17 protein-coding genes and 1 riboswitch are annotated in these 22,507 nt (G+C 44.0%); of the genes, 4 read left to right on the plus strand and 13 right to left on the minus strand.

The features are described 5' to 3' along the window. The first annotated feature begins 1,164 nt into the window (after nt 1–1,164). On the plus strand, nt 1,165–1,965 hold the full coding sequence (locus PDUR_RS22970) for a TolB-like translocation protein (protein WP_052410362.1): 801 nt from the start codon (nt 1,165–1,167) through the stop codon (nt 1,963–1,965). 109 nt (nt 1,966–2,074) lie between these two features. Here PDUR_RS22970 and PDUR_RS22975 read toward each other — a convergent pair whose 3' ends face one another. Then, the gene (locus PDUR_RS22975; RefSeq protein WP_042208349.1) at nt 2,075–3,886 is read right to left on the minus strand and encodes a copper amine oxidase N-terminal domain-containing protein; all 1,812 of its coding nucleotides are present in this window, start codon (nt 3,884–3,886) and stop codon (nt 2,075–2,077) included. Between the two features lie 126 nt (nt 3,887–4,012). After that, a riboswitch (cyclic di-GMP riboswitch) is annotated at nt 4,013–4,104 on the minus strand. A 209-nt stretch (nt 4,105–4,313) separates the two neighbouring features. Between PDUR_RS22975 and PDUR_RS22980 the strand changes: the two genes are divergently transcribed. After that, nucleotides 4,314–5,213, plus strand: a complete 900-nt coding sequence (locus tag PDUR_RS22980) for a radical SAM protein (protein WP_042208350.1) — start codon at nt 4,314–4,316, stop codon at nt 5,211–5,213. 23 nt (nt 5,214–5,236) lie between these two features. Continuing rightward, a complete protein-coding gene (locus tag PDUR_RS22985) occupies nt 5,237–6,421 on the plus strand; it encodes a pyridoxal phosphate-dependent aminotransferase (RefSeq protein WP_042208351.1) in 1,185 nt (394 codons plus the stop codon). A gap of 83 nt (nt 6,422–6,504) precedes the next feature. On the opposite strand, the gene PDUR_RS22990 is transcribed toward PDUR_RS22985, so the two are convergent. Further along, nucleotides 6,505–7,002: a hypothetical protein gene (locus PDUR_RS22990; RefSeq protein WP_042208352.1), complete on the minus strand. Its 498-nt coding sequence runs from the start codon at nt 7,000–7,002 to the stop codon at nt 6,505–6,507. Between the two features lie 179 nt (nt 7,003–7,181). On the opposite strand from PDUR_RS22990, the gene PDUR_RS22995 reads away from it, so the two are divergent. After that, complete coding sequence (locus tag PDUR_RS22995; RefSeq protein ID WP_042208353.1) at nt 7,182–7,637, plus strand: AraC family transcriptional regulator; 456 nt, start codon at nt 7,182–7,184, stop codon at nt 7,635–7,637. A 200-nt stretch (nt 7,638–7,837) separates the two neighbouring features. On the opposite strand, the gene PDUR_RS28345 is transcribed toward PDUR_RS22995, so the two are convergent. The 11 genes from PDUR_RS28345 to sigW all read right to left on the minus strand — a co-directional run bounded on the left by PDUR_RS28345 (nt 7,838) and on the right by sigW (nt 22,325). Continuing rightward, nucleotides 7,838–8,329 carry a class I SAM-dependent methyltransferase gene (locus PDUR_RS28345; RefSeq protein WP_081949628.1) on the minus strand — a complete coding sequence of 164 codons (492 nt, stop codon included), beginning with the start codon at nt 8,327–8,329 and terminating at the stop codon, nt 7,838–7,840. Nucleotides 8,330–8,957: 628 nt separating this feature from the next. After that, nucleotides 8,958–11,219 (minus strand): cold shock domain-containing protein, encoded by a 2,262-nt coding sequence (locus PDUR_RS23000; protein ID WP_052410363.1) that lies wholly within the window; start codon nt 11,217–11,219, stop codon nt 8,958–8,960. A gap of 31 nt (nt 11,220–11,250) precedes the next feature. Further along, entirely contained in the window at nt 11,251–13,236 is a 1,986-nt protein-coding gene (locus PDUR_RS23010; protein ID WP_042208354.1) for an AAA family ATPase, read from the minus strand. A 221-nt stretch (nt 13,237–13,457) separates the two neighbouring features. After that, a complete protein-coding gene (locus PDUR_RS23015; protein WP_052410364.1) occupies nt 13,458–13,814 on the minus strand; it encodes a transposase in 357 nt (118 codons plus the stop codon). Nucleotides 13,815–14,206: 392 nt separating this feature from the next. Then, a complete protein-coding gene (locus PDUR_RS23020) occupies nt 14,207–14,479 on the minus strand; it encodes a helix-turn-helix domain-containing protein (RefSeq protein ID WP_042208355.1) in 273 nt (90 codons plus the stop codon). A 44-nt stretch (nt 14,480–14,523) separates the two neighbouring features. Next, nucleotides 14,524–16,356: a glutamine--fructose-6-phosphate transaminase (isomerizing) gene (glmS, locus tag PDUR_RS23025; RefSeq protein ID WP_042208356.1), complete on the minus strand. Its 1,833-nt coding sequence runs from the start codon at nt 16,354–16,356 to the stop codon at nt 14,524–14,526. 679 nt (nt 16,357–17,035) lie between these two features. Further along, the gene (gene glmM, locus PDUR_RS23035; RefSeq protein ID WP_042208358.1) at nt 17,036–18,376 is read right to left on the minus strand and encodes a phosphoglucosamine mutase; all 1,341 of its coding nucleotides are present in this window, start codon (nt 18,374–18,376) and stop codon (nt 17,036–17,038) included. 137 nt (nt 18,377–18,513) lie between these two features. After that, nucleotides 18,514–19,947 carry a CdaR family protein gene (locus PDUR_RS23040; RefSeq protein WP_042208359.1) on the minus strand — a complete coding sequence of 478 codons (1,434 nt, stop codon included), beginning with the start codon at nt 19,945–19,947 and terminating at the stop codon, nt 18,514–18,516. Further along, on the minus strand, nt 19,940–20,770 hold the full coding sequence (gene cdaA, locus PDUR_RS23045; RefSeq protein WP_042208360.1) for a diadenylate cyclase CdaA: 831 nt from the start codon (nt 20,768–20,770) through the stop codon (nt 19,940–19,942). The genes PDUR_RS23040 and cdaA overlap by 8 nt, the downstream gene beginning before the upstream one ends. 257 nt (nt 20,771–21,027) lie before the next feature. After that, nucleotides 21,028–21,642 (minus strand): zf-HC2 domain-containing protein, encoded by a 615-nt coding sequence (locus PDUR_RS23050; RefSeq protein WP_042208361.1) that lies wholly within the window; start codon nt 21,640–21,642, stop codon nt 21,028–21,030. Between the two features lie 116 nt (nt 21,643–21,758). Further along, nucleotides 21,759–22,325 (minus strand): RNA polymerase sigma factor SigW, encoded by a 567-nt coding sequence (sigW, locus tag PDUR_RS23055; RefSeq protein ID WP_042208362.1) that lies wholly within the window; start codon nt 22,323–22,325, stop codon nt 21,759–21,761. Nucleotides 22,326–22,507: the final 182 nt, after the last annotated feature.

Here is a 22,507-nt window from a genome sequence, read left to right on the forward strand (position 1 = left end):
TTCTTTTTGAATGTTTATTAGGAGCGGGTAGCGTCGGTGGAACTCGTCCTCGATTTCGTCTGAAATCACGGAATACAACACGGGCACATCGTATTGATTGGCGTAATGGGATAGAAGTACGGACCATATAGCCGTTAGAAAAGAAGGCATGCAAAGCTTGTGCCTGTGAACGAATTCTGTAATTTCTTTGATCTGTCTTTTCTCTAAACGGATTTTCTGATAAGCTTGTTCTCCCCTTGGTCCGCCTTGATCCCTGTTATTCGAAAATAACGGCAAGCAACATTGGCTGCTGCCCAAAACATCAGACAAATTCGGGGTTGGTCTGCTTGCAGGCATCATCGCTCACTTAATCCCCTCTCGTTTATATTCCGTACATGCCGCCTCGTGAAAAGCAGCTCTGACTTGCTCAACGTCAATCCTGTAACTACAGCGAATGGATAAAATAAAACCGCTGCCGCAAGATGAAGTGATACAATTAAACAGCGAATAAATCGGCAGTGGATTCGGTTGTTTAATGACGGTATCGTTGAATAGGCTTCCCTGCAAATTACCCCTGGTGCTGTTGTCCAAATAATTAAACATGAACAGATCGAGGTGCCCGTACCTCTCACCCAACCGTACAAACTCCTTTGTTCGAGCCCAGTTGTTATTGCAAAAGGGGGCTGTAAGTAGGTGCATAAAATTGATGTTCTTAAGTTCAATAGATCCAACCTGTTTCTTACGCAATACATCGACTCGTTCTGAATCAGCCTCGCATCAATCAAGAGAGGCACCTAACCCCTTAACCATAATTGGAGTTCTTCTGAAACTTCCCACTCAGTTGGTCGTGCTTTGTTTAGGAATGCTCTGTGTACATCGACTACTTACTTTATTTCTTCAAAAGCTTCTTCTAGGGTCATAGCATATCTCCTCATGAATAGATACTTCATTGACTAATTCTATTTTTTCAAAAAAAATCCTTCTTTCAACTATCCTTCCAGTCCGTATTATGAGGCCAGCCAATTCTTTATGGTTAATCCTTTTTGCATTTGCTTTGAGGATTAAGGTAGTCGGGTCGAACGTTCCTGCCCGTGGGACTTGATCCCGAGTGCTATAATGTTCACCCCTACTTGTCATGACCATGATTGAAGCTGGTGCTGCTTCAAGTTGTTCAGGACCTTGAGCATGCGTCCAGACAACGTCCTTTTTAAATTGTGCAACGTAACCGAGCTCACTGGCGGGCCATTAGCGAAAAATTATTTCCCGGCCTGGGCTCCGGGCAGCGCCGCCATCGCGTACAGCGCAACCGATTTCGCCGAACGCAAAGGCTACTTCTCCACCATCCGGACCGAGCGTCCGCAAGGTGGGGGCCAGCAAATTCTGGCCGTCTCCGATTGCTTTGCCACCCCCGTCACCTGGTCCCCTGGCAGCGAGTCCATCGCTTACTTGTCCGGCTGCCGAGGAACGGGCTTATCCAATGAGATTTGGATCGTCGATATCCATCATCCCGCACCAATCCGTGTTGTTTCCGGAACAGGCGCCATCACCTCCGTACAATGGTCCTACGCATCCGTTCCAGCGGATAACTACGCACAGTTCCGCAGTGCAGCGTACCGGGTCAGCTTCCCCTATCCTGCCGCGTGGCAAGCGGTGAGCGAGACCCGGTACGAGGGCGCCGACGGTTTCTTCCAAATCTCGGCTATAGCCAGCGATCTGCCGTTTCCAGAACTGTGCCGCGCTGAAGCGTATCACCGGTTAATGCCATACGGCTCTTCGCCGCGGATCGTTCCGGGACGAGTGCAGGGTCAGGAAGCCTGCTATATCTTTCCTTCCCCGGATCAAGCGCCGGAGTTACGGCAGCAATCCGCGTTCATCGCTGTATATCCGCAGCCTGTAGTCATTAACGGCAGCACCTATCCGTACTTCATCCTCTGGGCGGATCAAGATCATCTTCAAGCGATGGTGAACGGACTCCGGTTTCTTTGACCGTAAGAATGTTTCAAAGACCACAAGAGCCAACCCGAAGGTTGGCTCAGAGGGATTAATATTAAGTTTCGCAGCAGTCCCGATGAAAATAACTTCGTCAGGACTGTTATTATTCCTTTAAAGGTTCACCCCATTCGTCAAATCCGCCTTGGTACAGCACATTCCCCTCGGGATCATAGAGTGTGCCGTTAATGAACCGGTCTTCCGCGAAATCTCCTTCAATTTTAACCTCATCATTGGCGTAATACCAGGTTGCCTTTCCTTCTCGCCGTCCCTGTCTTATTTCTACGACGAGATATTCGCCTGTACTTCGATTCAGAACAACCTCTTGCCCCTCCCAGTGCAGCGCTCCATTGTAAGAACCCTTGTACCGAAGTCCTCCGCCGGGGTAATATTCGGTACCCTCGACCTGCATTCCATCTCTCATCGTTCCTTCGAAAAACAGTTCGTCAGCGAAAAGATAGTACATTTTCCCTTCGCCATGCATTTTATCGTTCTTCCATTCCCCTTCATAGAAAACACGTCCGTATTCGTTGTATTGCGTTCCATACCCCTCACGGATACCGCCTACCAGTCCGCCATGATACCGAATGGTGCCATCTTCATTATAAAGGGTATCCTTGGTATCTTTCAGGCTGATGTACACCGTCTGCTTTGCTCCATTCCAGCTTATTTTACGATCAGCCGCTTCACCAATAAGTCTAAGAGGAACATAGGTTGTACCGTTCCGAGTAACCGGCGCAGAATCGGTTTTAATAACTTTTCCATTAACAACCATTTCTTTCTTGCCAATAGTCAGTTTAATTACCAGGCTTCCCTTGGTGCCCATGATCTGGCGCGTTTTGTTATCCCATTTAATGCCGAACCCCATCCGCTCGAACAGGGAACGAAACTCGACATAGGTGCTATTATTAAGCGAAATTGGCGCCGTACGTAGGGGAACCTCCACCCCATCCATAACGACATGAATCGGTTCTGCATTCCGGTCTGCACGGGTACTCGGAGGAATGATGGTTCTTTTGACGATAAAACCGCCTTTATTTAAATAAATCAGCGTATCGCCGGAGAGTCCGAGTACATGATTGTATGTCGCTTCCAGCGGTATCGAAAAGGACTCCTTATGCAAAAGGTCCACACCTGTTACCTTCGCTTTATCCCCCTCTCCTTTTTCAACCCAAAGGCCATAGGACAACCCTGTGAATACTTTTGACAATTTGAAAGGAGAATCTTTTTGCAGGACGATTCCCTTCTCAGACGGAGTAGTTGCGTTCAGCTCAACATAACCCTGATTTTCCCTGAGTTTGGTCTTAAGCAAAATGTATTTGCCATTGAACGAATAATCATATGGAAAGCTCGCTCCGTAAAAATCATTTTTACTCTTGGTTTCCAGATTATAGGCTCTAATTTCATCAGAATGGTACAGGTAGATAAGCCGGCCCTTACCAAGCTGGGGATTACTCCCTTCCTCGATCTTCTGCGACTCTCCGGTTGTCAAATTAAGAACATGGATTTCGTAATTATTAACCCATGCCAGATAATTTCCATCACCGACGGATTCCGTTAGGTGGGACGACCCGCCATCAACCAGTTTCTTTTTTTCCTTACTTTTTAAATTGTAGCCCCATATATCACTTCCCTGGAGTTCATTACTCTGAATCCAAAGAACCATAGGACCTTGAATGGTATCCGCTATAACCGGGTTATATTTGTGGGCCTTATCGGTAGTCAATCTTTGCGTGTTTCCGTTGTCCAAATTTAATGCGTAAATTGATTCATAGTAATCTTGAGTTACACTCCAAGTTAAGTAACGGCCGGCGAGTTCAGCATCCTGGAGATCCCCGAAATCGACAGGTCCGACTTTGAATTTCGTCACCTCGTCTTTCCATGTGTAGTTCAGCCCTGCTGCCGCACTAGCAGTCATCCCCCTTGTTTCCATTTCTGTTAATGCAACGAGCATCCAGACCACAAGTACACTCCAAAAGATTCGTCTCATTTTCGTTGAACCATTCCTTTCTTCTGCTGTAAGAACACGCAAAAAAACAAGCCTCTGAGCAACCCGGCTGTCTGGTTATAGTTTCTATAACGGAAGACCCGTGGCTTTGCGCCCCCGCCTTTCGAACGAGTTTGCCTTTGGTCAATCACTTGTTTCGTGATTTCTTATAGTTCTTTTGCACTTCTTTTTTTCAGTATAAATCCAGACTAAAAATTTACCAATTAAAAATTTTGTTTGTCACCTAAACACCGTCAATTCACTTGAGATACGTACTTTAAAGTGCGTACTACCTTAAATATTTTTGCCGCTGTAAACTTATAGAAATAAACTCTATGTACAAAAAGGAGAAGTGAAAATGAAATATACCGGCCCCGTTTACCGTCCGCCTTTTGAAGCGAACTCGCTCTTATTGCAAGTTACTGTAGGATGCAGCCATAATGAGTGCAGCTTCTGCACCATGTATAGCGATGTTCCTTTTCATGTCGAAACGATGGAACAAATTGAGCATGATTTATGGGAAGCCAAACGAATGTATCCTGAGGTCAACCGTATATTTTTAGTCAATGCCGACCCTTTTGCCCTGAGTGCAGACCGGCTTAAATCGATTGCGGTTAAAATAAATGAAATCCTGCCCGAAGTGGAGACCATAGCGATGTATGCCTCCGTTAATAACATCATAAATAAAACCGATGAAGAGCTTAAAGAATTAAGAGCCTTAAAGATTAATGACCTCAATATTGGCCTGGAATCCGGGATGCCGGAGGTCGTGGAACATTTTAATAAAGGGTTTACGGTGGATGAAGCGAAAGTGCAGTTACAGCGTTTAACCGATGCCGGAATAGACTTTAGTGTAAATATTATCATCGGAGGAGCCGGCAGCGAAAAAACACGTGAAAATGCAATAGCAAACAGCAAATTGCTAAATGAAGTTAAGCCAAAGCTGATCTTTATTGCCACTTTACATGTGGATCCCGGCAGCCCGCTTGATGAAGAAGTCAATGAAGGGCTTTTTATAGAAAACACCTTGCGCCAAAATATTGAAGAGGAAATCGAAATGTTAAGCGGATTGAACCTGGACCATACCTATTTCTTCGGTCTCCATACCTCCAATGTAATCCCCGTTCACGGAATGCTGCCAGACAAGAAAGACGAAATGATTGCGGCACTAAAAGAAGGCTTAGACTCCATTGGGGTCGAATATTTAGACGGTCACCTGCAAAAAGGTGTGGAAGGAGCGGTTTCAATCCCTAGATAAAGGGTGGCGGAAGGAGATTTTGAATGAAAGAATTATCGTCAAAGATCGCAAACATCGAACCGGCTAAAATCAGAAAAATGTACGATATGGCACAAGGCTTGGACAATGTGATTAGTTTTGTCATAGGCGAACCTGAATTTGATACTCCAGAGCATATTATTGACGCTGCAAAAAAAGCGATGGATCACGGGCACACGCATTACACGCCCAATTCCGGTATTCTTCCTCTACGTGAAGCGGTAAGCGCGCATTTTAAAGATTTTGATAAAGTCAGTTACAATCCGCTGGATGAAATTATGATTACCGTTGGGGGTATGCAGGGGCTTTACCTGTCCCTTCTGGTCCTTACGAATCCCGGAGATGAGGTCATCGTCAGTGACCCGTGCTATACCAATTATTATGGAATGATCGAAATGAATCATGCCGTTCCGGTGACGGTTCCGGTGTACGAAGAAGAAGGGTTCAACTTTACGGAACAAGGTTTAAGAGCAGCGATAACCCCCAAATCCAAAGCCATTCTATTGAATACGCCATCCAATCCAACGGGAGCCGTGGCTGACCGGGAAACGATAGAAATGATCGCGCGGATTGCCATGGAGCATGATTTATATGTGATTTTTGACGAGGTGTACAAGTATCTTACCTATGATGAAGAAGCATTTTTCAATATCGCCCGTATTCCCGGCATGAAAGAACGAACCATTATTGTTGATTCCGTATCCAAATCCTACGCCATGACCGGGTGGAGAGTTGGGTATTGTCTGGGTCCGGAGCAGGTCATCTCTCAAATGCAAAAAATCCAGGAGTTCATGTTATCATGCGTGAACACTCCAGCACAATATGCAGCGATCGAAGCCCTGACGGGACCCCAAGACGCTCTTACCTACATGAATGAGCAATATAAACAGCGTAGAAAGATCATGGTCGACCGGATCAACAGCATCGATACCTTGTCCTGCCTCATGCCGAAGGGCGCATTTTACGTATTCATGAATATTAAAGAAACGGGCCTAACCTCAGATCAATTTGCAATCGAGCTCCTCAAGGATCAGCATGTCGTTGTGTCCCCTGGAGATTGTTTTGGAGCTATGGGCGAAGGCTATGTGAGACTGTCCTATGCGACCTCCGTGGAGAATATTAATGAGGGATTCGATCGAATCGAGAAATTCGTAAAGAAATTAAGCGAAAAAAGAGTTAATACTAAATAGCGGCCCTCATAGGCAAGGTTGATTCAAGACCAGGAGATATCGAAATGTTCCCTGGTCTTTTATTTTTTCAGCCCCAAGTACGATTAGGTTCCACTATTGGCCGCATCGCGGTGCCTTTTCTGAATTTCATGCATTCCCATAATCACCGCCACAAGCTCGTAAGTATCTAAATGATCGCTCTGATTGTTCAGAACATAAGCGCCTGAAGCAAACCAACCATTCACTTGTTTAAAATAGGCCACAATCTTCGATTCATCGGACACCTCATATTCCCTTGAAAATGCCGGAGAGGTTACCTCGTAACTTCCTCGTCCTTCGGTTTCGTATGTGAATTTCTTGGTGAACAATGCAAATCTGCTTCGCAAAACGCCTACCTGTCCCCCGCTGGCATCGGTAACCTCCCATTTGCCTGAAAAAAGCGGAAAACTCCCCTTGTACAGCAGCTGTCCATTGTGCCCATATACATCGATCGCCGAGCCAAAAGCACTTTTCAAGTCGATCTGACCGATACTTTCTTCCTGTTCATTAAGAATTTCCGTAACACCCGCATTAAAAAAATTATCTCTAAAATAAAGCTCCATTGCACCATCGCCTCCTTGGGAGTAATACGATGTAGAGCGATAACGGGTTACATTGATTCCACATAATATCCAGTTAGTGAATTATTTTGTCTTTTTTTCAAAAAGGGAATGTATTTATTTTTATATCATGATAGCATTCGAAATGTATTGAATATGAATAGAGAAAGGAACACGAAACCATGAATATTACAGTTGAAACCCTCCCGAATTATCGCATCGCCTATGTGCGGCAAGTTGGTCCCTATGGACCTGCCAATACTCAAGCTATGAAGAAGTTAAAAAAATGGGCGGAGGAGAAAAATCTGCTTACTGAATCGTCAATCATACTCGGCATTCCGCAAGATCACCCTGAAACAACACTTCCTGAACACTGTAGATATGATGCATGTATCGTCATTTCAAAGGATTATCCAATGGATGATTCCATTTGCGAAAGTGAATTTACCGGGGGAGTTTATGTTGTTTTCAAAGTCAAACATACAACGGAGGATATTCAACAAGCATGGGCGGATATTATTCCAGCCTTACAAAACAGCGGATATCAAATGGACAACAAACCGATTATAGAAAGATACACTGGTGAAATGATTAACCATCATTTTTGCGAAATATGTGTTCCTGTAAAACCGTTATAACCATTGGAGGAACAGTAAAAATATTTCACTTCTTTCTTGCCAAGACACAAAGCATATCGTTATCTTCAGTAAAAGGATCGCCGGAGAAGTTATTATAAAACTCCAGGTCAACAAATCCATATTTCAGTAAAATGGAGGATATCTCATCCCTTGTGTACGTTTTATCCCAGATGTTATATACCTCAAAACGGCTGGTTTCATCAACAATGATATTGACTTAAATGGAAGCCCGAGTCTTCATACCAATAACTTGAATTTAAACCTAAATGGGGACCGGGCCTCCAGAACCCTCCGTTTGCCATACTCCATGTTTTTGTTTCTTTATGGTTCATGTACCTTTGCGGGCGAAATACATCAAAAACAAATGCTCCTCCAGGTTTTAAAGCTGCATAGATCTTCGTAAGTAACGTATCCCTGCTCGATTCGTCGATAACGCCAAAATCACAGTAAATCATTACGATGATGTCATATGGATTGGGATAGTCATACGAAATATAGTCTTCTTTTACATAAGAAATCGCAAAGTTCCCCATGGTTGCTTGTTGCTTGGCATATTCAATAGACAATTTTGAAAAATCATTGCCCGTTACAGAATACCCTAATTTCGCCAATCGCTGTGCATATAGCCCAGGCCCGCACCCCAGGTCAAGAATTTCTTTGGCATGATCCTGCCAGCATAAGTAATGATCTATCTATTGAACGGTTGAATCGATTACTTCGGGTCTCCTGCAAGCTGCATCCGACATCGGATCTAAATGTGACGCCAACAGTTGGCGGGATATATAATCGTCCGTCCACATTTGAGAGGTTCCTTTTGAAAAATGCTCGGCTTTCCGCTCGCTTGAAGTAGTCTGGTTATCAATTTCTATGCAGCTCATTGTTTTCATTGACAGTAATGTAACAAAAATAAAGTCATATCCTTAAGATATTATTCGAGAAAGACCCAATATCTTCCTCCCCCCTCTACCCTAATTCCTATCCCCTGCAACAAAAGAAAAAGCCGATCAGATGTCAGGAAATTATCCTGAATCTCCTCGGCTTTGATAGTTTGGTTGCTCAATTCGAGTTTAATTGCTGGCAAAGGACTTTTATTTGCTTGTTATCAAGTTCAATTTATTCGAAGAAAATAAAGTTGTAGACTGGAGTTATTGATTTAATACAGTTTTCGAGTCAGAAAATCGTCAGCTATTGAAAAATAAGTTTTAGACGCTTATATCGCTAACGGACGCCATCAGATGATGAAATACAGTTATTTCAGGATAGACTAAACTTCCACCAATAAGAACCCAAATGAAAAAAGTATTAGACTCAGAGCAGAGTTCAAATACCGAAATAACTCTCAACTAATTCCTCAATCCAAGACATTGCCCCTCGAAAACTTAGCATTTCCGATTCTGAAATATCTGCTGAATGCGAGGAATAGTTCCTCACCTCTATTATTGCTTCCATTCTATTTTTTAACTTGTTTTTGTCCGTATCAAATACACCTTTAAAACCGGGATCCCAATTATTTAGTATAATATTTTTTAAATCTGATAATGTAGTAACAACTTTTTTAGGATCAAATAGTTCCTTGTATTGATAAACTGAATACTTTGCCTTTTTAGCTTGATCATAATTATAGTTATTTAGAACTTTGTTTTTAGCTGTTGCTTCTCCGTAGGTAAAACGAAGCTGATTGTATATTATTTGTCTTAGTTTAGGTTCGATTCTTCCGCGCCGTTCATCAATTTCTTTTCTCTTTTCTTCGGTATTCATATTTAACTTCTGATATTGGTTACTTTTAATTATGTACTCTTTTAGAGATTCGATTTTGAAACCATAATACTCTCCTGTTTTCTCAATAATCCCATAACCAAGTAGATGATTAGTGTAGTTATTTGATCGCTGGGCGTATTTAGAGAAATTCTCGAAATCACCCAAAGCTAGATATACTAATACTTGATACTCATCGTAATAAAATTCCTTTAATACTTCTAATATCATTTCATAGTATCGTTCAGCATACTTCTCTTCAAATACCTTTTTAGATTGGTCGTAAATTGTTTTGTTTACCCTTAATGGCTTCGATAGTGTATGGTTTTCTTTTATTAGTTGATTAACTGTCTTACATACATGTCTTATAAGAAATGGATGTCCGCCATAATCCTGAGTTAGTGCCGCGCAAACAATATCATCGAACTCAAGACCCATGTATCCGCCTAACTTATTAACCATTTCTTTTGTACTTTTAGTATCAAAAGCTTTAATGTAACTCTCAGGATCAAATTGGCTATAGATAGGATTATCTACACCAGCAACTCTTGTTGTTTCTATACATTTAGGGTTTGTGCCTGCAATAATGTAAGTAAAAAGCTCTGGATATTTTTGAGAACAAGATCTAATAACTTGCCAGAATTTTATATAGTCTCGTCCTTCTTTCCAATGATCAGATATAGAGATGCTGAAAGTTATGTGTTCAATTTCATCAAAAAAAATCAATATCTTCCCCGTTGACTTATAACAATACAGCATATCAGACTCAAATAAACCAGGTGCTTTTTCTTCACTATAGTCATCTTCACTTCGAATTAGATCTATATTGTGATCACTAATTATTGTAGAAATGATGGCGTACAATAAACGATTCCATCGTTTAAAGTGATGATGCTGAAAATCAATCCAAATTGATTTACCGTTTTCTCTTTTTAAAGCTCTATCAACTCCATATAAAATAGAAGTTTTCCCCGTTTTTCTTAACCCAAATACACCCGAGTGTTCACCTGAAAGATGTCTATTCAATAATGAATGTACAACATCTGTTCTACCAAAGAAATATAATTGTTTTTTTATTGGAGCCTCAAATTCAAAAAGATCACGTTCATAAAAGTGTTTTTTGATTCTGTTAATGATAAACCCTTCGCTAAAATCATTGGTTAGTTCAGAATATGAGAAAGGAATAATAATTTGCATTTCTGTATCTTTACTCAAGATCTCATACAGTTTTGTTTCAATGCTCGTATCCTTACTTACCACAACACTACATATTCTATCAATTCGGAGACGCGTATGTTTTTTAAATGCAATATCTATGGCGTCTAATGTTCTCGGTTGGAAGACAGGATAAGGACTAAATATAACTATAATTTCACGATTCAAATTAAACATTTCTTGATATTTATTAATTGGCTTTATAAGAAAGTACCGGTACTCGCTAGTGACTCCTAAATATATCGTTCCTCCACCATTTGTAACATAAAAAAATCTACTTAATCCATTAATTATCTTTTTTTCCTCATCAGTAAAGTGTTTTATATTTAAGAAAGCATTTTTACCGGGTGTGATAATTACTTCTGAGTCAGAATTATCATCTAATTCATCCAGATTCTTATTCGTTTCTTCGGCCAAATGCCGAATATTTTTTGCAGCAATTCCTCGATCTTCTAATACTTTCTCAAATAATACTCTTTGTCCTTCTTTAATCGATATAGATCTATCTTGAAATTCTGACATATGGAAAAATAAATCATCCTCATCACTATCCACCTTTATAAATCCATATTTTTTGATAAAGTTATACCATTTAATATATCCCTCAATCATTTAAGTTCTACCTTCCTGTATTTTATTTCGTTTATATCTCAAATAGTTGATTAATTCTCTCAAATAGTCTCTCAAATCGCTCGATAGTTTTTGAATCAACTTTACTAGCAGCAGGTGGCTTTGCAGCTAAGTGATTAGCAACTAAATAGTGATTAAAACCACCACTAGGCCTTAATAACACTGAATTGTTTTTCAAATATCTATTAATTCTATCAACAATTCTTTCTCCTTCAGGCAAATCTGATTCTAGTATCTCCTGTCCATTAAGTTCTTTACTATATGCAGTGTTAAACATGTAGAGGTACAGTTTGGGAGAAAGCATATCCTCTACATCAGTACTTTGCAAATTAGCCCCTTTTGAATTTCTAAACATAGCGTAGTTTAAAATATATTTATTAGCGATTATTTTGTCTTTAACTAATGTTTCGATTCTTGAATCTGGTTTGTTGCTGTAATCATGAAGCACAGCAAGCTCTAGATCATTTGCCCCCAAAAGCGCAATAAATGTTACAAGTTTATCTAGCCCTCCCGTTGGAATAATAGTAATGTCAGAGGATAAATATGTTTTGTTTTTTGATTCAAGAAATGCTGAGAAAAACTTTAAATATACTAGGTCAGCTGGGCCTTCAACAAGTAAATTTTTATTCGAAATAAATAGATTTTGAGCAATCGTATAACCTAATGCAGCCTGCAGAGGAAATAAAGTCTTGGGGTCGGAGGAGGAGAGATTACTTGTAACCTTCGTCCCTTCTTTTATTTTATCTTCTACCATTCGCACTTGATGTAGACGGTCACTAGGTACCATAAAAGGTGAGTGAGTGGTATAAATAATTTGATGATTCTTTGTTAAATCATCAATATAATTTAAGAAATCTGCTTGAGCTAGAGCGTGTAAACTCAGACCAGGTTCATCAAGCAATAGAATTAAATCTCTATTAATGTCCATTTGTTCTTTAATACTGTCAAACCAAACAATAAAGCTAAAAAACCAAATAAATCCTTTACTCCTTTGATTAAAAGGAACCGTTACACGATGTCTTCGATTTTTTATCCGAATATATAGGTTATTCCCATTATTATATGGAGCTTGATCCTTGGGGTCTTGGCGAATATCAAACTCTACATCTAATTCTTGATTTTGTCTCCAATATTCAAACACCGTATCAGTAATCAAATTTGAAATAGATTCAAGTTTAGCTTTAATATTTTCATACCCTATAGAATTATTAAGTTCAGATAGTTCAACTCCTGCCATTTTTAACAAACTAAGAGCAGTCCTGTCCTCATCCTTTAAGATATTAGCATCATTCTTACTCACTTCTACTTTTCTTTGTAACTCTGGAAGATTAATTTTTCCTGGTAACACCCTATAATCATCAAAATATAGAAAACGAGGTACACATGGTTTTAAATGTATTCTCCAAATATATAATGCTAGTAAATTACTCCAACTTGTACTTTTACTTGAATTGAACTTTTTATTTATTGATTCAAGAAATTCATTTTCTTCCCCATTTAAATCAAGAGATTGCAGTTGCTCAATTAGTGTTTTTAAGGTATCTACCTTAGAAAGAGCTTCTCTAACTTCAACTGAAACTCTAGAGTTTTGTATAAGATACTGTAAAAACAAACCTTCGGGTACATTAAGAGAAATGGTGTAGTCCTCATCGTATGTATAATTGAGCGTAAAAGATAATTCCCTTAGCAACTCGAAACCAATGTCAGAATTAATAGTCTCAATTTCTTTTGAATCCAAAGTATATGTTAGCCTTGTAACAACTGCAGGATTACTTTCATGCTCCTTCTCATACGCATTTAAATATCTACGAGGGTAATCCTCAGTAATATTAAAACTAATATTCGCTTCTACAGAGGCAGATTTATGAAGGGCTTGTAAAAATGCCGTTTTACCAGACTCATTTTGGCCAACAAGTATAGTAACATTTGGATCTATCAATACTTCCCTACTGTCATCAATAGATTTAAACGAATGCACTTGAGCTCTCGCTAAAAACATGAAGTTTCTCCTCCTGTACAACATTAATTGGACTAAGTCCAGCATTTTTTGTTTATTTGCAGCCAGATAACAAGGCCAAAACTAATATTATAGGTCTATTATACCAATCATCTATTTATTCCCATAGAACTATTTGGGATACAATCATTTATTTAGGATATGTCCCAACTAGATATATATGTGAATAACAAGTATGATGAGTCGATAAGAAATAATTGATACTATGTAAGTTGAACTGAAAATCTTATACCTGAAGAAGTAAGCGGTTGCAATCGGGCGTATTCCTTGAGAAAAGGCTGAGTTTCATCGGCATGATGAATGTGGGCATTATCCAGCACAACCACGACCTTGCCGGAATACGTCTGTAAAATGTCGGTCAAGAAGCGTTGGAACGCTTTCGCATTCAACTTTTCTTCTTCCCGGTGAAGGACATGGCCGGTTTCGTAATCGATCACTGCGAACAGCTTGGCACCCTGATGCTGGCCATACGTCTTGATTTTTCGCTGCTGTCCTCTCGGAAACCAATTGTACTGTAAGGCTAGATAGGCCCGAATAGCCGACTCGTCTTCAAATAGCAAGTGATCCACTTTTCATTGATCTAACTGATCTTTGAGCTCAGGCAGCGTGATTCAGCATTTTGGAGACGCCTTTGAGCGTGTAGTCTTCGCCATATTCCCGAAGAATCTAGCCTCGAATGAGTTTTAATGTCCAGGTATACTTCGCTTCATAGCCGACATCGGCCGGACGTTTCTCCGCGATGACTTGCTTTAGCTGTTCCTCTTGCTCATCCGAAAGTCGCTTGGAGCCACCCGGATATTCACCTAATTCGAGACCTTGCAGTCCATTCTTCCGGTAGTTCTTCCAGTATCCGCTGATAACTTCTCATAAAGCGAAAGTAATTCGGCCTCTTTCTCACTGATACTCGTGATTCCAAACGCTTTATCCGCCGTAGCTTCTCCCCCTCGTACAATCACTTAACATTCGTATCTAATGCCTCAGCAATTGCTAATAGTGTGTCTACTGAAGGCTTATATTTATCTAGTTCCAGCTCGCTTAGCGTAGCCTGAGATATTCCAATTCTAGTAGCAAAATCAACCTGATTGATCTTATTGAGCTTTCTTATCATTTTTAATCTGCTACCGATTGTTTCGATATGTATCACCCCATTCAGAAAGAAAGTCCCGATGAATATAATTTCATCGGGACTGACAAAGCGGTTCACGAGTTTTATTACTGGTTCCAAACTTTTTTATCACCAGACACAAGTTCAATTATCCTTTATTCCCCTTACTCCACCGTCACGCTCTTCGCCAGGTTTCTTGGCTTATCGACGTCATGGCCAAGGGCTAGGGAAGCGTAGTAAGCCAGCAATTGGAGGACGACTACGGACAGGGCGGCGGTCAGCATCGGCAAGGTCTTCGGAATGGCAAAGGCCTGGTCGACGGATTTCAGCAGGTCGGTGACATGCTCTTCATGCGTGATCGCCAGCACGTCTGCGCCGCGGGCTTTCACTTCCTTGATATTGCTGACGGTCTTCTCCAGAACGGATTCTTGAGTCGCCAGCGCGATAACCGGAACGCCTTCCTCGATCAGTGCCAGAGTTCCGTGCTTCAATTCACCTGCCGCATAGGCTTCGGAATGAATGTAAGAGATCTCTTTCAGCTTGAGCGAGCCTTCTTGGGCAACTGCGTAGTCCACGCCGCGGCCAAGGTAGAATAAGTGATCATGCTTCGCGATTTGCTCGGCATATGCTTTGATCGCGTCTTTCTTCTCCAGGATGGCTTCCACCTGCTCCGGCAATGATTGCATAGCCGCCAAAATATGGGCTACTTCTGCTTCAGACTGCGTGCCGCGCACATCAGCCAGGTACAGAGCAAACAAACCGAAGGCGATAATCTGTGAAGTGTAGGCTTTAGTCGAAGCTACAGCAATTTCCGGTCCCGCCAGGGTTACGAGCACATCATCCGCTTCGCGGGCGATGGAGCTGCCGACTACGTTGGTGATCGCAAGCACATGAGCACCATTGGCATGACCTTCGCGCAGTGCAGCCAGCGTATCCGCCGTTTCACCCGATTGACTGACTACGATAACCAGCGTCTCCGGCGATACGATCGGCGAACGATAGCGGTATTCCGATGCGATATCGTTCTCGACCGGAATGCGAACCAGCGATTCGATCAGATTGCGTCCGACGAGACCGGCGTTATACGCGGTGCCGCAGGCTACGATCTGAATGTTCTTGATGTTCTTGATTTGCTCATTTGTGAGCTTCAGCTCCGGCAGAATCACCTTGGTTCCTTCGGGGTTCATACGGCCGAGCATCGTGTCGCGGTAAGCCTTCGGCTGCTCATAAATTTCTTTCAGCATAAAATGCTCAAAGCCGCCTTTTTCTGCGGTTACGGCATCCCAATCGACAGTAATCATTTCCCGAGAAATAAAATTCCCCTCAATGGTCATTAATTCGACAGCATCTCTTGTAAGTACGGCCATTTCACCGTCGTTCAAAATATATACGTTACGGGTGTATTCCAGCAGAGCCGGAATATCGGACCCGATAAAGTTCTCCCCTTCGCCAAGACCGATAATGAGCGGGCTTGCCTGACGTACAGCAACCAGTTTATCCGGTTCGTATTCGGTCAGGACTCCCAGCGCAAACGCACCGCGCATGAATTTGATCGCTTTTTGCACAGCTTTGACGATATCCCCTTCATACTCGCGCGCGATGAGGTGTGAAATAACCTCGGTGTCGGTTTCGGAAGAAAAATGGCATCCTCCGGCCATCAGTTCTTCTTTCAGTTCCAGATAATTCTCGACAATGCCGTTATGAACGACCGAGAATTTATGGCTCTCATCCGTATGCGGATGGGAATTGGCGTCCGAAGGCTTACCGTGCGTCGCCCAACGAGTATGACCGATGCCGGCGCTGCCGACAAGCGGAGAATCTTCCAGTTTAGACTCCAGGTTCGCCAAGCGGCCAAGTGCCTTCACGATTTGCAGACCGTCTTTAGTGAACACAGCAATGCCTGCCGAATCATACCCCCGGTACTCCAGCTTTTTCAAGCCCTCTACCAAGATCCCCTGAGAATTCTGATTGCCGATATATCCCACGATACCACACATAAATAATTTCCTCCGTCCATTGGATTATAATTTAGGCGGCGTGAGGAAAGAAACGTGCCGTGCGGCATGCCCTGAGAAAAAGCAAATATTCTGTTGTCCGATTCTCAACAAAATAACCTGTCACATTGACTTATTTCCGGAAATGCACAGTCTTTTCCTCTGCCACGAGCAGATTTGTTCCGTTCCACATTAGATGCACACCCATGAATAAGTTCTTTTTGAGTTGCGCCCACAAAAACGTTGTCTGAACGGTTGCCCTGTTCGATTTCCGTTTCTGTTTACGGCTCTGGCGCTTCACCGGGAGGTCCCCGCCGAACATTTCGAACACCTCCACCTCGTCAGCTTGAGTTTGCTGTGATCGGGATCAGCTCTGGCCTATATAGGCGTTAATAGCTGTTCCTTCTCCCCCGCGCAGGTTCAAGCTCTGGCGCTTATAATACGTAACCTCACGACCCCCGCTTTCCTTCTCGAATAATGAACATAGTCTATTATATGCACGTCGTCCCGCTTTTGCAAATGAATTAACCAATCAGCCATAATGAAGATTCCTTTGAAATTTACAGAAAAATCCGCCCCTGCACAGTGTATGCCGCAAAGGCCGGATTTAGTAAGGCAAGGTCATTATCAGCAAAAAAATCTAATCAAACGCCGTCTCAATCCACTCGTTCAGAGGCCCGTTTTATACCAGCTCTCGCTGCACAACTTCCACAATTTGTCCCACAAACAGATCCAGATCTTCCTTGACTGGACCCTCTGCCATCACGCGAATCAGCGGCTCGGTTCCGGACGGACGGACAAGCACCCGGCCGTTACTGCCCAGCTTGTCTTCTACATCCATGATGGCTGCTTCAATGGCGGAATTATTCGGATAATTTCTCTTATCCTGTACGCGCACATTGACAAGAACCTGAGGGTATTTGGTCATCATTTTTTTCATCTCGCTAAGCTTTTTGCCGGAAGCCATCAATGTATCCACCAACTGAATGGCAGTCAAAATACCGTCGCCGGTTGTATTATAATCGAGGAAAATCACATGGCCCGACTGCTCGCCGCCCAGATTGTAACCGCCTCGGCGCATTTCTTCCATAACGTAGCGGTCACCCACTGCCGTCTTCGCAGTCTTAAGGGACAGCTTCTCAGCAGCCTTGTAAAAGCCGATGTTACTCATCACCGTCGAAACGATCGTTCCATCCTTCAACTTGCCCGCACGGTTCATCGCGTCGCCGCAAATGCACAGAATAAAGTCGCCGTCCACTTCTTCGCCCCGGTCGTCAATAGCGATCAGGCGGTCGGCGTCGCCATCAAAGGCAAGTCCCAAATCCGCGCCAAGACGCAGCACTTCCTCGCGAAGCTTCTGGGGATGCGTGGAGCCGAAGCCGTCATTAATATTTAGTCCGTCCGGTTCCGCACCAATCGCAATCACTTCAGCGCCAAGCTCACGGAACAGCTTCGGAGCCAGCTCGTATGCCGCGCCATGCGCGCAGTCCAGCACAACCTTAAGGCCCTTGAAGCTGTGGGAAATCGTCGTCTTTAAGAAATCCAAATAAAGATACTTGGACTCAAAATCCTCTTTCACCGTTCCAAGACCCGACCCTACAGGCCGCGGAAGCTCATCGGTCTTGGCGTCCATCAATTCTTCGATGCGCAGTTCTGTCTCATCCGACAGTTTAAAGCCATCGCCGCCGAAGAACTTAATGCCATTATCTTCTACAGGATTATGGGACGCCGAAATCATAACGCCCGCATCCGCCTTCAAGAGACGTGTAATATAGGCAACGGCAGGCGTCGTCACAACGCCAAGACGGATAACCTCCGCACCGATTGACAGCATACCGGCTACGAGCGCCGACTCCAGCAGCGGACCCGAGATCCGCGTATCCATTCCGATAACCACCTTAGGCTTCTCCACGTTGGCGGTAAGCACATATCCTCCGCAGCGGCCAATGCTGTAGGCCATCTCTGCTGTCAATTCGCGGTTGGCGACTCCGCGCACACCGTCAGTTCCAAAATACTTTCCCATTTCTTTTCTCCTTTTGCTATGCTGCTGCAGCTTAATATTCATAATATATGAGTTCGGGTTTCCCTGTGTTCTGGCGAGCCTCTAGAAGCGAGGTCTTGTCTACTTGTAACCTAACAACGGGCACTAAATTAATGTCTTTACTGCGCTTGCGCTGGCGGTACGCTATCTTCGCTCGTATTAACGGCACCATCCGGGGAAGCTGTCGGAGTCGGTTCCTCCGTGGCTCCATTATCGGCACTCGCAGCCGGTTCATCTACACTTCCGCCGCCGGAGTCGGGCTCCGTGCTTGGTTCCGGTGTAGCTGCGGACCCGCTGGCCGGAGTGGCTGATGGAGAAGCTGAGGAAGCTGGACTGTACAGTTGAACTGTCACTGACGGCCTCTGCTCATTGCTCAGCTCAATAAAGCTCGGAAGCGATACTTGCAACGGCACCACGTGGTTCCCCGCGCTAAGACCGCTTAAATCCGCGACCGCTTTAATATCGTCCTTGTTCAACTGGTTCAGCAGTGGGCTTGCCCCGGAAAGGGTAAGGGAAATGGTCCTCTCCGCAGGACTTGTAACCGAAGCTGACAGTCCGCTGCGTACTCCCTCCAGCGTTATGGGTATATCCTGAAACGTCCGTTCTGCCATTTCAGAAGCCACAACCGTGACATTGACAGATTGCGGAGCGATATCCTGGATGCCGTCAGGCGGCTTGAGATCCACCTTGAGCGTGGACGTTCCGGCGCCGTTAATGGAATCAAGATCAATCGTGGCTTCATATGAAGCGACGGACGCCAGCGCAGCTTCCTGCCCATAGATTACAACACTGTCCACCTCAGGCGTTACCTTTGACAGCACAAGCGAATCCGGCAGGCTGCCGGTATATCCGATTTTCAGCGGTACGCTTTTGTAGGGCAGCGTAACCGGAACTTCTACAGACACAGTTGCAGGCTCAATCACCGCATCTTTAATCTCTTTGCCGTTTGCGTCGTAGGCCGTGAGCTTCATCCTTTTTTCCGTTACTGTCTCATTCGCGCCATTCAGTTCAACCGTTCCCTGAACCTTCGCTACACGGGCCATCTCACTGGCACCAAGCGTAACCTTGACCGCCCCGGGATCTGCCACCGGTGTTCCGGGCTGATAGCCTTGCGCAGGAATCCCTTTGGCGACAACTGTTACAGGAAATGATTTCGTGATCCGTTGTTCGATATGGACATGAACTTCCTTAGGGGTAATTGAAATCAGCTCCACCCCACGGGGGAGCGAGTATTTCAGCGGTATTTCACTCGTTCCCGGCTCCGCTTTGCTCAAATCGATCGTTACTTTATAGGCGTCGGAGAACATATAGGTGATATCGCTTCTTTTCCCCATGACTTCCATCGTCACGCTATCCGCGTCCATGGAATATTCATATTTATCATCATCCTGCCCCGTCATCTGAATAGGGATATTCTCGATGATCTTGGATTCCAGACGGGCGGTAGATTGAGCGGTAGGGGCGCTGTCAATATGGACCATTGCCCACAGAATGATGCTAAAGGCAAGAGCAAGAATCTTGTTGAAATTATTGTTGTTCATCCATTTATCCATTCGTCCCGCCCCCCTTCCATTTCCAGAAGACGTTACGCTTCTCCGAGAGAGCCGAATGAGTTCGCAGCTCTTCGTAAAGCTTGGAAATCAGCGACTCTTCTTTGATATCCCTAACCACCTGACCATTGATCGCCAGTGAGATCTGGCCCGTCTCCTCCGAGACAATGACGGACACCGCGTCCGTCACTTCGGTAATTCCAATGCCCGCACGGTGCCGGGTTCCGAGCTCTTTGCTGATGAACGGATTCTCGGACAAGGGTAAATAACAGGCTGCCGCCGCGATCTGATTGCTCTGCATAATAAGCGCGCCGTCATGCAGCGGTGTGTTGGGTATAAAAATATTGATCAGCAGCTCTGAACTTACAATGGAGTTCATCTGAATTCCGGATTCTTTATATTCGTTAAGGCCCGTTGCCCGCTCAAAAACGATTAATGCCCCTATTCTTCTGCGAGCTAAATAATTCACGGCTTTAATCACTTCGCCGATTAATTTGCTCACTTCCTCATCGTTCTCCGCCGCCCGGCCAAAGAACTTGCCCCTTCCCAGCTGTTCCAGACCGCGCCGCAGCTCCGGCTGAAAGATAATAAATACGGCCAGCACACCGAAGGTGAACATTTGATTCATCAGCCATTTCAGCGTATACAGATCAAACAGCGTGCTGAACGCCCAGATGACAATGAGTACCAGAATCCCTTTCAGGAGCTGAATCGCACGGGTGCCGCGAACCATGTTGAGCACTTTATATATAATATAACTGACGATCAGTATATCGATAATGTCTTTAATAGAATCTTTCCAGGTAAGGTCCGTAAAATAACTCATTCCGTAAAACCCCCGTCAATTCATATTAGCTGGGTTTATGTAAATTATCTGTTAATTCTGTAACATATCTAGGTTATAACGTTCACGCCCATGTTGCAAGTTTACGCTTAAACAGACCGAATAACCCGCGATTTATCAGAAAAAGTTCGAAGTTCCACGCACAGTTTCAACTTTATGGGATAAACACACCAAAAAAGCGCCGTCTTTTCCGAGAAAAAGAGGCGCGGCAGTCCGTTATGTCCAGGCCGCCTTTCGCATTAGCGGTAGGCAACATCGGAGAACATATTGGTGACTTTATACCAGAACCAGCTTAATGCCTGGTCGATGCTCTTGACTTGCCCCGAAATGTGGGCGGTCGATGCCTGGTACAGTGATCCGTCAATAACGGTCACATTTCCGTTCACTTCCCCGTACACTTGAGTCTTACCGTTCTCTACAGTAAGGTCGCCGGAAACCCGTTTGCCGGAAGGAACGATTACGGTATCTCCCTTGATCACCACCTGATCGAGATCAGTGCCTTTCACGACAAGCTGTCCATCCTGTTTCCATAAGGTGACAGAGCTCATCAGCATGACCAGCAGAAACACCGAGGCCGCGGTAAGCGCGGGATGCTTCTTTATCCAGGCAATAAACCGTCTTTCCTTCTTGGAAGGCGGCAGCGCGCCCATAACACGTCCCACAAGATCATCAGAAACAACGGGACTCTGGTGCATAAGGGAAAAAAGCAGCATATCGGTTTGTTCCAATTCCTTGAATTTCGCTCGGCAGTCCGGACAGGATAGAAGATGCTCCTTCAAGTCCCGCTGCTGCTGTCCGGGCAAGTCGTCATCCAAGTAATCATGCATCATAGAGACGGCCAGTTTGCATTCCATAGGAGCCAATCCTTTCATCAGTGCTATTTAATTACCCAACAAAATCGGGTACACAATACTTGCTAAATTACATACGCGCCAAGGTCAACATGCGTTTCACAAAATAATTGGTTTCTTTATAATCTCGGGCCCAATTTTTTCCGCAAAAATTCCCGGCCCCTATGTACCCGGGTCTTAATCGTCGTAACTGGCATATCCAGCACATCGCTGATTTCCTGAAGCGACAAATCCTGCAAATACCTTAAGATCATGACCGAGCGGTATTTTACAGGCAATTCGTCAATCGCCTCATAGATCGTTCTCTGCGTCTCGGAAACAAGGAGCTCGCTTTCGGGCGTTACATTATCGCTTGGAATAAGAGAGTAGCCGTCGGTTCCCTCTTGATCGCTAAGTTCGGCATCCAGCGAATAAGTCGGCCTGCGCTTGCGCAGGCGGTCGATGCAAAGATTGGTCGCAATCCGGTAAATCCATGTCGAGAATTTCTGATTATCGTCGTATCGGTCCAGATTCCGGTAGACGCGCAAAAACGTCTCCTGGACAATATCCTCCGCTTCATGGCGGTTATTCAGCATCCGGTAGCCCAGATGATAGATTCTGTCTTTATATAATTCGACAAGTTCGGCAAATGCTCTTTGGTCGCCCTTCAAGGCGAGCTTTGTCAACCTGCCTTCCAAATTCTCCACCAGTTAACTCCCCCAGACTTGCCGCCCTTGGTATGTCGTAATCCACTATATTCACGGAACAAGCATTTAAATCGTAATTCAACAACGGTTAAAAATCAAGGCTTTATCTCGGTATTTCCAGGTATAGGCAGTATGCAAAAAAGCCTGTCTTCCACGCAAGGGAAGACAGGCTGGAATCTTTA

The organism is Paenibacillus durus (genome assembly GCF_000756615.1).
GTDB lineage: Bacteria > Bacillota > Bacilli > Paenibacillales > Paenibacillaceae > Paenibacillus_AQ > Paenibacillus_AQ durus.

What these genes read in the sequence shown, in the direction of transcription:
- PDUR_RS22990 (WP_042208352.1), bottom strand. Translation starts at nt 7,002, where the DNA reads ATGGAGCTTTATTTTAGAGATAATTTTTTTAATGCGGGTGTTACGGAA.
- PDUR_RS22975 (WP_042208349.1), bottom strand. Translation starts at nt 3,886, where the DNA reads ATGACTGCTAGTGCGGCAGCAGGGCTGAACTACACATGGAAAGACGAG.
- glmS (WP_042208356.1), bottom strand. Translation starts at nt 16,356, where the DNA reads ATGTGTGGTATCGTGGGATATATCGGCAATCAGAATTCTCAGGGGATC.
- glmM (WP_042208358.1), bottom strand. Translation starts at nt 18,376, where the DNA reads ATGGGAAAGTATTTTGGAACTGACGGTGTGCGCGGAGTCGCCAACCGC.
- PDUR_RS23000 (WP_052410363.1), bottom strand. Translation starts at nt 11,219, where the DNA reads ATGATTGAGGGATATATTAAATGGTATAACTTTATCAAAAAATATGGA.
- cdaA (WP_042208360.1), bottom strand. Translation starts at nt 20,770, where the DNA reads ATGAGTTATTTTACGGACCTTACCTGGAAAGATTCTATTAAAGACATT.
- PDUR_RS23010 (WP_042208354.1), bottom strand. Translation starts at nt 13,236, where the DNA reads ATGTTTTTAGCGAGAGCTCAAGTGCATTCGTTTAAATCTATTGATGAC.
- PDUR_RS22985 (WP_042208351.1), top strand. Translation starts at nt 5,237, where the DNA reads ATGAAAGAATTATCGTCAAAGATCGCAAACATCGAACCGGCTAAAATC.
- PDUR_RS22995 (WP_042208353.1), top strand. Translation starts at nt 7,182, where the DNA reads ATGAATATTACAGTTGAAACCCTCCCGAATTATCGCATCGCCTATGTG.
- PDUR_RS23040 (WP_042208359.1), bottom strand. Translation starts at nt 19,947, where the DNA reads ATGGATAAATGGATGAACAACAATAATTTCAACAAGATTCTTGCTCTT.
- PDUR_RS22980 (WP_042208350.1), top strand. Translation starts at nt 4,314, where the DNA reads ATGAAATATACCGGCCCCGTTTACCGTCCGCCTTTTGAAGCGAACTCG.
- PDUR_RS23050 (WP_042208361.1), bottom strand. Translation starts at nt 21,642, where the DNA reads ATGGAATGCAAACTGGCCGTCTCTATGATGCATGATTACTTGGATGAC.
- PDUR_RS22970 (WP_052410362.1), top strand. Translation starts at nt 1,165, where the DNA reads ATGCGTCCAGACAACGTCCTTTTTAAATTGTGCAACGTAACCGAGCTC.